12 protein-coding genes are annotated in these 9689 nt (G+C 69.4%); 4 read left to right on the plus strand and 8 right to left on the minus strand.

Annotated elements, in window-relative coordinates:
* Positions 1–233 precede the first annotated feature (233 nt).
* From ACF1DX_RS38385 to ACF1DX_RS38395, 3 genes are all read left to right on the plus strand, one after another.
* On the plus strand, positions 234–1739 hold the full coding sequence (locus tag ACF1DX_RS38385; RefSeq protein WP_391795773.1) for a hypothetical protein: 1506 nt from the start codon (positions 234–236) through the stop codon (positions 1737–1739).
* A gap of 62 nt (positions 1740–1801) precedes the next feature.
* Positions 1802–2236, plus strand: a complete 435-nt coding sequence (locus tag ACF1DX_RS38390) for a hypothetical protein (protein ID WP_391795774.1) — start codon at positions 1802–1804, stop codon at positions 2234–2236.
* A 51-nt stretch (positions 2237–2287) separates the two neighbouring features.
* Positions 2288–2416 (plus strand): hypothetical protein, encoded by a 129-nt coding sequence (locus tag ACF1DX_RS38395; protein ID WP_391795775.1) that lies wholly within the window; start codon positions 2288–2290, stop codon positions 2414–2416.
* A gap of 20 nt (positions 2417–2436) precedes the next feature.
* Here the strand turns inward: ACF1DX_RS38395 and ACF1DX_RS38400 are convergent, their stop codons facing one another.
* The 3 genes from ACF1DX_RS38400 to ACF1DX_RS38410 form a co-directional block, all read right to left on the minus strand.
* Positions 2437–3324: a cupin domain-containing protein gene (locus ACF1DX_RS38400; RefSeq protein ID WP_391795776.1), complete on the minus strand. Its 888-nt coding sequence runs from the start codon at positions 3322–3324 to the stop codon at positions 2437–2439.
* A gap of 22 nt (positions 3325–3346) precedes the next feature.
* Positions 3347–4243 carry an MBL fold metallo-hydrolase gene (locus tag ACF1DX_RS38405; protein ID WP_391795777.1) on the minus strand — a complete coding sequence of 299 codons (897 nt, stop codon included), beginning with the start codon at positions 4241–4243 and terminating at the stop codon, positions 3347–3349.
* A gap of 163 nt (positions 4244–4406) precedes the next feature.
* Complete coding sequence (locus tag ACF1DX_RS38410; protein WP_391795778.1) at positions 4407–4823, minus strand: hypothetical protein; 417 nt, start codon at positions 4821–4823, stop codon at positions 4407–4409.
* Positions 4824–4835: 12 nt separating this feature from the next.
* Between ACF1DX_RS38410 and ACF1DX_RS38415 the strand changes: the two genes are divergently transcribed.
* Positions 4836–5111, plus strand: a complete 276-nt coding sequence (locus ACF1DX_RS38415) for a hypothetical protein (protein ID WP_391795779.1) — start codon at positions 4836–4838, stop codon at positions 5109–5111.
* A gap of 619 nt (positions 5112–5730) precedes the next feature.
* On the opposite strand, the gene ACF1DX_RS38420 is transcribed toward ACF1DX_RS38415, so the two are convergent.
* The 5 genes from ACF1DX_RS38420 to ACF1DX_RS38440 all read right to left on the minus strand — a co-directional run.
* Positions 5731–6570, minus strand: a complete 840-nt coding sequence (locus ACF1DX_RS38420; RefSeq protein ID WP_391795780.1) for a hypothetical protein — start codon at positions 6568–6570, stop codon at positions 5731–5733.
* Complete coding sequence (locus ACF1DX_RS38425; protein ID WP_391795781.1) at positions 6567–7436, minus strand: PIN domain-containing protein; 870 nt, start codon at positions 7434–7436, stop codon at positions 6567–6569. The genes ACF1DX_RS38420 and ACF1DX_RS38425 overlap by 4 nt, the downstream gene beginning before the upstream one ends.
* A gap of 173 nt (positions 7437–7609) precedes the next feature.
* Positions 7610–8722: an ISAs1 family transposase gene (locus ACF1DX_RS38430; RefSeq protein ID WP_391795786.1), complete on the minus strand. Its 1113-nt coding sequence runs from the start codon at positions 8720–8722 to the stop codon at positions 7610–7612.
* 157 nt (positions 8723–8879) lie between these two features.
* On the minus strand, positions 8880–9212 hold the full coding sequence (locus ACF1DX_RS38435) for an HNH endonuclease (RefSeq protein WP_391795782.1): 333 nt from the start codon (positions 9210–9212) through the stop codon (positions 8880–8882).
* A 99-nt stretch (positions 9213–9311) separates the two neighbouring features.
* A partial coding sequence (locus tag ACF1DX_RS38440) for a helicase associated domain-containing protein (RefSeq protein ID WP_391795783.1) occupies positions 9312–9689 on the minus strand: 378 nt, incomplete at its 5' end.

Raw genomic sequence — 9689 nt, forward strand, 5'->3', positions numbered from 1 at the left:
ACGATGTAGCCGAGTTTCAGCAACGCCCGGTTGCTTGGCTTGGCCCGGATGTCGTGCGTTCCACGGCGGGGGTGGCTACGGGGCCTGGCGGTGTGCCGCGTACGGTCAGCGTGCGCATGATGAGCAACGCCGTGCCACGTGGTTCAAAGCCCCGCAGACGGGGACGCCGGTAAGTGCCGACGAGGTAGCCGCCGGGCGGCCCGGTTCAAGAGGTGAGGTGGCAGGATGACGCGGTGTCCGACTCTCTGCACGAACCGTGGCTGCGTGGTATCGCCTTCAATCCGGCGGCGCCCTCCGACGTTCTGATACGCCTGGTGGATTCAGCGGCCGGTGAGGCCGGCCTGCTGATGTGCGCGGGTCGTGACCTGCCCGGCGCCGTCATCGAGGCGGCCCTGAACCACCCGGACAGAGTGATCCGCCGCGCGCTCGCGCGGAACCGGCACATCGACCTCGAACGACTCGCCCCCTTGGCGACGGACCCGTCGGGGATTGTCCGCGGGTGGCTCGCCGGCGGCACCCCTGCCCATCTTCGCCCGCGATGGGTCCGACCACTGCCTGACGACATCCTCGTCACCCTCTTGACCGCCCGGGACGGGGGCGAAGACGGCACGCTCACCGCGAACGAGATCGTCGGTGAGCTCATTTCCTCCCAGCAGATTCCTTTGTCCTTCCACCGCTCCATGGCCGGGCACGAGCATCCAGGGCTCCGTGAACGCGCCACCTGGGAGTGGCAGTCGCTCACCGTCGCGCAGCGGGAGGCCCTGCTCGACGACCCCGACCCTGCGGTACGGAAGGCGGCGCAGGAGCGCAGCTGGGTGCTGGATCCGGAACGGGTGGAGGCCAGGCTGCCGTCCTACGGCTCCCGCGGCAAGCCTTTCGTGCTCGGCAGGTGTGCCCTGTCACCCGCGCTCGTCGAGCAGTGCGTCGCAGAAGGCAGGGTGCACCCCCTGACCCGGAATCCCCATATCCCGGCCGACGCCGTCGCCCGGCTCGCCCGCCACCCCGAGGCGGAAATCCGCGAGTTGGTCGCCGCCCGGCCCGACCTGGGACCAAACCTGGTGGCGGAGCTGGGGGAGGACCCGGACGAGGACGTGCGGATACGTGCACGCCTTCACCCCTTCCCCCGCACCTGGGCCGAGTACTGGGCGATCGACGCGGTCATCGGGCACGGCCCGGACTGCACCTGCCCGATCACCGAGCCGACCGGCGAGCCGTCGCCCGACTGGTTCGCCGCCTGCGCAGCGTCCGAGGAACCGGTGCTCCGCCGGGTCGCGGCGCGCTTCCCCGGCCTGCCCGCGGAACTCGCCGCGACACTCGCACAGGACGACGACGAAGAGGTACGGATCCTGCTGGCCTGCCACCACCCCCTGGCTCCGCCCCACCTCCTCCTGGACGTCTTCGTCACCCGCCCGGCCCACCGCCCGCACCTGCTGACCCTGCCCGCGTTCCCCCGCACCGGCCGGGCCCACCTCATCAGTCACCCGGATGCCGACGTACGGGCCCTGGCCGCAGCCGATCCCACCCTGTCCGAACCCCCGGTGGAAGACCCCGACGAGTCGGTACGCCGGGCGGCCGCCGCCAACCCGAGCTTGACGCCGGAAGCCCTGGAGGCCCTCCTCGCTGACTCGCGCACCGCAGAGGGCGCCGCGACCAACCCGTCTCTCCCCGTCCCCCGCATGCACGCACTCCTCGACCGCTGCCTGAGCGGCGCCGCCACCTCGCCGTCGGGCGGACACTGAGAGACGACGCCCTCCACCGCGACCGCCTCGCCCTGCGCATCCACGACGGCGCGTTCTCCGCCATGGACCTCACCGCCCGCCACCCGCGCACCGGCGAGCTGCTGTCCACCGTGAAGTTCATGGTGCAGACCCTCGCCGTCGCCGGCGAACTCCAACGCGACCTCCAGCGAGAACTGACCTACGACGGTCTGCGCGCCGCCGAGGCCAAGGGTGCGAAGGGCGGGCGCCGCCCGGCCGTCCCGGCCGCGAAGACCGACACCGTCCGCACCTCCTACCTGGAGGGCCGTTCGATCGCCGCCCTCGCCCGCGACCACGGCGTCAGCCGCGGCGCGATCCGCACGGCCGTCGCCGACCTTCTGCCCGACCACACCGCCATCGAGCAGGACTCCCCGGCGCCGGAGCTGCCGGTCACCCCGACATGCCCGGCAAGGTCGCCGACTTCCTCCACACCTTCGAACTGGACGACGTCGAGCGAGCCGTGCTCGACCAGGGGATGATCGTACGGCGCGGCCAGGGCTACACCCCTGCGCGTCAGCGCCGTCCCCGCCGTGCACCGCCAGCTCTTCGACCGCTGCCAGCCGCTCGACGGCGCCCAGGGCGTTCCGGCGGTCCCGGCCCAGCGCAAGGCCCGCCGCGAGTACGAAAACCGCGTCAGCACCCTCGGAGCCCCGGCCTGACCAAGATCACAGGCTTAGCGTTACGGGCTGTTCCGCTGGTCCCCAGGGCCGGACAATTGCTGGTGGTCGGTGCGGTGTTGTTGCCGGTACCGGCCGGCGGAGATCCCGTACTCGCGTTTGAAGGCATTGGCGAACGCGTACGCGGAGCCGTAGCCGCTGCGCTGCGCGACGGCGGACAGTGGGGCGTCGGTCGTCTGGAGCAGGCGTGCCGCTGTGGTGAGCCGCCACCACGTCAGATAGGTGAGCGGTGGCTGCCCGACCATGGCGGTGAACCTGCGGGCAAAGGCGGCACGGGATAGGCCCGCGTGCGCGCCCAGCGACTCCACGGTCCATTGATCGGCGGGGCGTTCGTGCATGGCGCGTAGTGATCGTGCGATCACCTCGTCGTCGAGGGCGACGCACCAGCCGGTGGCCTTCAGCCCCGCGCTTTCGACGAGGCAGGCGCGGATCAAATGTACGAGGAGCACGTCGAGCAGGGCCGGCAGCACCAGGTCCCTGCCGTACATCTGTTCGCCGAGTTCGCTGCGCAATAGGTCGATCGACGCCTGGAGACTCGGGTAGCGGTCCGCTCGCGCGGGAAGGCTCACCAGATCGGGGAGGTTGTGGAACAGCGGGTGAGGGCGGACTTGGTCAAGCTGGTAAGCGCCGGACAGGAACTGGGCCGTGTCATCGGTGGCGTTCACGAGCGTGTGCGCAGTCCCGTACGGGAACAGAACGGCGTCGCCCGGCTCCAGGGTGATGGCCTGTTCGTCCGGCCCTGTCACCCGGATGTCTCCTGTGGTGACCACGTAGAACCGGGCACCCTCGAAGGTCTGCACCTTCATCTCCCACGACGGGTCCGCCGCCGTCAGCGACATTGAGGGGCGACCTACCCGCATGGTGCTGATCGCGTCGCTGAGCACGTCCATAGCAGAACCTTCCCCTACTGAATCAGACGTCCGAGAGCGGTGCCCATCTCTTGATCGAGAAAGTCCCGTTCGACCGCACGACTTCGGCGGCGCCCGCTCCGCCCAGGTGTGCCGGCACCACCAAGCTGTTCGTCTCGGCTGCCTGCTCCAGGACGCGACGCCGGGACCGGGCGGCCTCGGCCTGGTCCTCGCTCACGCAGATGTCGTGATCGGGTTCGATCATCTGAAGCGGGGTGTGGATGACGTCGCCGACGAACAGTGCCCGGTCCGTACCGGACTCGAGCCGCAGCACAGCTGAGCCGGGTGTGTGACCGGGCGCCAGTTCCAGCACCAGGTCCTCGTCGATGCGGTGACTGTCACCCTCCCACAGCACCGCCTGACCAGCCTGACGGACGGGCAGTACGCTGTCGTTGAACTTGGTCCCGGTGTCGGCGAACCTCGGAGCGTGGCCGCTGGCAGGGTTCCAGAAGTCGAAGTCGGCACGGCTCATCAGATAGCGCGCGTTGGGGAACGTCGGAACCCACTCGCCCTCGACCAACCGAGTGTTCCACCCCACATGGTCGTCGTGAAGGTGGGTGTTGACGACGAGGTCCACGTCCTCCGGCCGCACCCCCGCCGCCGCCAGCCGGTCAAGGAAACCGCCGTCGTGCTTGTTGGTCACTTCGACTTCCGATGACTTGTCACTGCCCAGACCGGTATCGACCAGAACGGTACGGCCCGCGCTGCGCAGCACCCAGGTCTGAACGCTTGACTGCCACTCACCCGTCTCGGCGTTCACGAAGTCGGGCGCCAGCCAGGATTCGTGCTGGCGCCACAGTGCGCCGGGCACGGACGGGAACAGGACGTCGGTGGCACCGAAAGCACCGTGGTACTCGACCACCCGCGAGACCTCAATATTACCGAGAATCATTTTCTGCACCCCTTCACCGTAGGCAGAGGCGGTGAGACGTGAAATGCTCCACTGTCTCTCCTGATTAAGTCAGCGTCTCGCAGTAGTCTCTCGCGCCTCCGCCGGCCGAAGCCCGGACGGGCCCCACCACGATGGAACGGCTTCGACTGGCACTCCATCGCCCCGAAAACCCTCAAGCGGATGTCTCCAGGAACAGGCAGCGCGTGCGCAAGCAGACATCCGCGGATCCCAGGTCTTCGCCGTCATCGAATATGCCGGGCGGTCGGCTGTAACCGTCCTCGCGCTTGCCGAGGCCCTCGCCGGACTGACCGCCGCGCACCAGGCGGAACCGGCGCCATGGATCACCGAGTGCCTGCAGACCCTCGTGCGGATCTGGAACGACCACCCCGACTACCGCGAAGACCTGCCGTCCTGGAAAGCGAGGCGCTGTTACCCGAGACCCCTGCTCGACCGGTGAGGCCATCTCGCCCAGGGCCTCGCGTACGAAGAAGAACCGCTTGACCGCGGCGCGGTCGCGTGCGGCGTAGGCCCGCCACAGATCGTGGGCCCGCCACGATGCCCCGTTCAGATGCTGTGGCGCGCGCTCCACGACGGACAGGGCATGAGCACCGTGGAATCCGCTGTCATCGCCGTGGGCCTCTGTGTGGCCCCCTGCGTCCCGCTCGGAATGCTCGTGGCCGTCCATGACCGGCTCCGTCTTCGGGGGAGCGGCGCGGCCCTGTGGCTCACCTTCGGGCACCTCCTGATCGCGGTGGCCGTCGTCGGCTTCCTGGTGCCGCCGCACGGCGTGGCCCTGGCGGTCCTGCTCGGCGGGCTGGTGTTCATTCCGGAGGCCCTGACCGTGGCGCTGGTACGCCTTGCCCTGGCCGCCGCCTGATCCGACCGGCGGCCTGAGTCGGCCCCTGCTCCCCACCGTGGCCTCGTTCGGCATCCCGCCGACCGGGGCCGCAGCCGGTTCAGGATGGCTACAGGACCGGCCACCGCATGACCCTGCCGACGGCGCTGTGACGCGCATCACGGCCGGGTCGTACTGTGCTGGGCCCTCCTTCCTACAGAAGGGATGAGAGAAGGAGGTGAAGACCATGTACTGCGACATCTGTGGCCACCCGGGCAGCCACACGGTCCTGCTCGACCCGCCAGGCCAGCCGCTGCCGGAACGCTGCCTCGCCCAGTGTTTCCGCTGCCGCCAGGATGCGGCGGCCGAGCAGCAGGGGAGCTGATCCGCCCCGGACAGACGGAAGGGCCCGACCGCTCGGCGGTCGGGCCCTTCCGTGCCCTGCGCCCCGCCGCACGCGACGGGGCCGGGCGTTACTGATCGACTGGTGGCTAAGCCACCAGTCGATCAGCCATCGGGCGCCTGAACCTCCTGCCGCGCTGCCTCCTCCGAAGAAGAAGCCTCGCGCGCCGTAGGCGATGACGAGCCGACCGAAGCGGCCCCGCTGGCGGCGCATTTTGCGGGCCCCATACCGGCACACGCCCTAGCACAGCGCGTGTCGTCAGCCGGATGTCTCCCAGCTGGTGGTGAACAACGCGCATTCGAGCAGGTTGGGGGTCGTACCGGACGGCCAGCTGTCGCCTGCGGCCAGCTGGCCGCAGGCGGCGTGCATGAAGGCGAGGTAGACCTGGTAGCGGTGGGGTGACCAGTTCCCGTCCGACCAGACCCAGGCGGCGACCGAGCCGTCCACATCGTGGCCGCTCTCGCGGCCGACCGCGGCGGCCATCCACCTCAGGCGTCTGGACAGCACCCGATCGAGAATGAGCGGCCGCACGCCGTGGACGGGCGGCCGCGCGATGCCGGTGAAGTAGAGGAACTTGGTGAAGAAGGCCGGCCCGAGCCCGGGAACCTGCCCCCGGAGCGCGGCGTACGCCTGGGATGCACCGTGCTCGCGCAGTGCGGTGACCGCGGTGGCCAGCGCCGAGTCCAGGCCGTCGAAGGCCAGGATCTTGTGCAGGGTGGCCGGGCCGCTGCCGCCGGGAGTGCCTCGCTTTCCCTTGCCCCACACATACGTCGCGACCAGTGCCTCCCTGAACGCCTCCCGCCGCAGCGCGTCGGCGACGGCCGAGGCCACCTCCGCCCGGCTGACCGCAGCGTCACCGCCTGCGGAGGTAGGCGCCAGCGCCTTTGGCCACGGAGTGATCTGCGCCCACCGGCTGGGCGTGTAGCGGATTGTGTGCGCGCCGGGTGTCCCGTCCGCGTAAGCCGACGCATTCACCTCCCACCAGTGGCCGAGCGCTCGCACGACGGCGTCGGGCAGCAGGCGTGCGGCCATCTCACGGTCCACCGCGTCCGCACGCTCCTGGCGACCCTGCCCGTCCTGCCCGTCCTGTTCGGTCACGAGTCGTCCCCTGCCTGACGTGCCGCCGGCCGTGGGGAAGACGCGGCGGATTCCTTCGGTTTGGGCTGCTGCGGTACGCCCCCGCCCGGCACGAGCTCGGCGGCTGCCTGTTCCAGTTCCTTCCGGCGAAGCTCGCCGCCCTCGATCAGGTACGTGTCGGGCAGGGGCCGCGCAGGCAGCCCCCAGGTGCGGGCGCGGGTTCGTACGCCGATGTCGCGGCTGACGAGGACCACCTCCACGGGAGCGACGGCCTGGTGCAGACGCAGCGCCGAGGCCACCAACTCGTCGTCCGGCACAGCAAGGCGGGCGTGCCCAGGCTCATCGGCCGCGATGAACACGGGGGTTCCGTCGTCCGCGATCGCCTTCTCGGGCCCTGCTTCCAGCACCGACTCCAGCAGCCGGAACACGCCGCGCGCCCGCCGGGAGATCTTCTTGTCCCCCGTCTGATAGCTCTTGGTGTCGATCTCGTCGACCACGACGTGCGGCACCATGACCGCGGTGCCCTTCCCGAACACCTTCTGCCAGGGGACCTTGTCGAACCGCGTGAAGTGCAGCGTGGTGTTCGTGTCCAGCACCGCGTACCGCACGGTACCAGCGCGCCCGTACCGCTCCTGCATGGCGCGCACCCGGTTGGCCACGGACCTGAAGTAATCCTGAAGCTCGGCGATTTCCACGTACATCATCAGCCGGGCCTCGTCCAGCGGCGCGGTGAGGATCGCCCGGTAGCGGCCCGCACGGAGATGCCCCGCGATCTCCCGGTCGCTGAACCGCCGGTTGAGCTCCTCGGCGGCCTTCCAGGTCCACTCGTCGTACCGCTTACGCACGGCCCGCATCTCGGCCTGGGCTTCCGCACCCGTTTTCATCATGTGAGGGATCCGGATGGAGACGTCGTTGAGGCTCCCGGCTACGAGATCGTTATCCAGGAAATTGATTGCGTCGGTACAGGTCGTTCCGGCTCTCAGCATGCCCTTGTTCTCTCCCCCCGGGACGGGGCTCGGTGCGCCCCGTCCGACCCATCCTGCCCAGGGTGCGAGCGTTCTCATGATCCGGTCGCAATGAGGTCGAGTGCGTGTTCGGGGTGCGACCGGTAGTAGTCGGTGGCGGCCGTCATGTTGGCCCAGCCCATCGAGCCGGCCAGGGCTATCGCGATGTTCCGGAAGGCGGCCATCGCTCGGGGTGCGGTGCCGGTGCGGACGCGGCTGGCGTCCTCGGCGAACGTGACGTCACGGACGTGATGATGCGCCTCGACGCCCCAGTGTCCACGAACGATCTGGGCCAGCTGCGCGGGGCCGGCCTGCGCGGCGGTGAGGTCGGTGAGCGCGTAGACGCGTTCCAGGGCGACCTTGCCTGTACGCAGGTCGCGGCGGCGACGCACGATCTGCAGGGCCTGGACAGCGTGCGGGAATGCCAGCCGCCGTGGCACGGTGGCGGCCTTGAGACGGCGGATCTCATCGCGTCCGTGTCCGCGCTCGCGGGTGCGCGAGCCCAGCGGGATCTCCGACCAGGGCAGTTGGCGTACGAACGTGGCCAGCTTGGGGTGGTTGTTCTTGATCAGCGCCACGTAGTGGGCCTTCTTGTCCTCCACGAGGAAGCGGGCGTAATCCAGCTGGGAGTGCAGGGCGTCGAAGGTGACGGTGCGGCCGGTCAGGTCCAAGTCGGCCAGCAGGGGCCGGAAGCAGGTGGTCTCGCCGCTCTTGTCGGCGACCTGGCGCTGGTTCAAGGTCAGCCTGCCGCCGTGGGTGATCACGGAGACGAGATGGACGGCTCGCCGGTCGGCGGTGCGCGAGCCGCGCAGGGCCTTGCCGTCCACGGCCACGGCCTCGCCGGTGTCGGCGAGTTGGGCGAGCCAGGTGCCCACGGCGGCGTCGAGCGCGTCGCCGTCCAGGCGGGCCAGCAGGCGGCCCAGGGTGCTGGCCCTCGGAGCGGCCCGCAGCCCGAGACGTTCGTGCAGGTGAGGCGGGAGTTCGGCGGTGTACCGGGCGATCGCCGTGAGGGTACGGGCACCGGCGAGTACAGCCAGCGTGCACACCGCAAGGACCGCGCCCAGGCGATACCGGCGCCCTTGACGCCGTCGCGGGTCCGGCAGCGAGTCCAGGACGTTGGCGAGGTCGAGCACCTGAACGGGGTCGGTGACGTCGAGGGACAAGACCACATCGTGGTCGCGGTGGCGCTGCAGCGCAGTGATCGAGGATGATGGCATCGGAAGCGGTTGTTGTTGATGAGGCGTCAGACACCTTGATCATCAACGACCGCTTCCGTCGTTCCGCCACCGGCCCCGCACGGTGGGTCATCTCACCAGCCGAGAACGCTCACGCCCTGTCTTCGTGACGGGACAGGTACAGGTCCCGCAACGTCATGCCGTCGCCCCACCGCACCCCACCATGCACAGTGCCGTTGCCGTCCCAATGGTCACGCATGAACGAGCTGATCCACCACTCCAGTGGTGTTCGGTTGCTCTTGCTGAGGTTGCACCGGATGCAGGCTGGCACGAGGTTCGACAAGGAGTCTGCCCCGCCCTGTGCGAACGGTATGACGTGGTCCATCACCTGCGATCGCCGAGTGCAGTACGTACAGAGGCCGTCGTTTGCCTCAAGAACACACAGCAGTTCGAAGACACGCCAACGACGCCTCTTCCTCTCCAAGCTCTCTCCCTGGCTGGTCTGGCTGAAGTCACTCCACAGGGGAGCCCCCGACCGACTCTCGGCCGGGGCTCCTCTCTTCAGGTCCCTGGCGTCTGCCGCCTATGCCCATCGCATGCCGATGGCGGAGAGCTGCTCGATCCGGTCCGGTGAGAGCGTGGCGGCCCGGGAGCGCTGGTTCCCGATCCATGCACCGAGACGGAGCTCGCGTTCCTCCTGGCCCTCGCCGTCGACGCCGACCACGATCGTCTCCACGTGTTTCCTGGGCACCCGGAGATGCCCTTCACGCTCGAAGTACTGCTTGGCGGCGAGGAAGTTGAGCGCCCACTTGTCGGCCTGGCTACGGCGCGGGCGCAGTTTCTCGTCCTCGCCTGCGGGCTCGATCCCGAGGACCTGCTCGCACAGCCATTGCTGCACGCTGGTGAGCTTGTCCCAGCCGAGTCGCTGCGCCCGCACCCATCGTCCGAGGTCTTCGCCCTG

This window comes from Streptomyces sp. NPDC014676 (genome assembly GCF_043084105.1).
In the GTDB taxonomy this organism is placed as follows: Bacteria; Actinomycetota; Actinomycetes; order Streptomycetales; family Streptomycetaceae; genus Streptomyces.

Coding starts and splice junctions, on each gene's coding strand:
- ACF1DX_RS38425 (WP_391795781.1), bottom strand. CDS start 7,436: ATGATGAAAACGGGTGCGGAAGCCCAGGCCGAGATGCGGGCCGTGCGT.
- ACF1DX_RS38415 (WP_391795779.1), top strand. CDS start 4,836: ATGAGCACCGTGGAATCCGCTGTCATCGCCGTGGGCCTCTGTGTGGCC.
- ACF1DX_RS38400 (WP_391795776.1), bottom strand. CDS start 3,324: ATGGACGTGCTCAGCGACGCGATCAGCACCATGCGGGTAGGTCGCCCC.
- ACF1DX_RS38390 (WP_391795774.1), top strand. CDS start 1,802: ATGGACCTCACCGCCCGCCACCCGCGCACCGGCGAGCTGCTGTCCACC.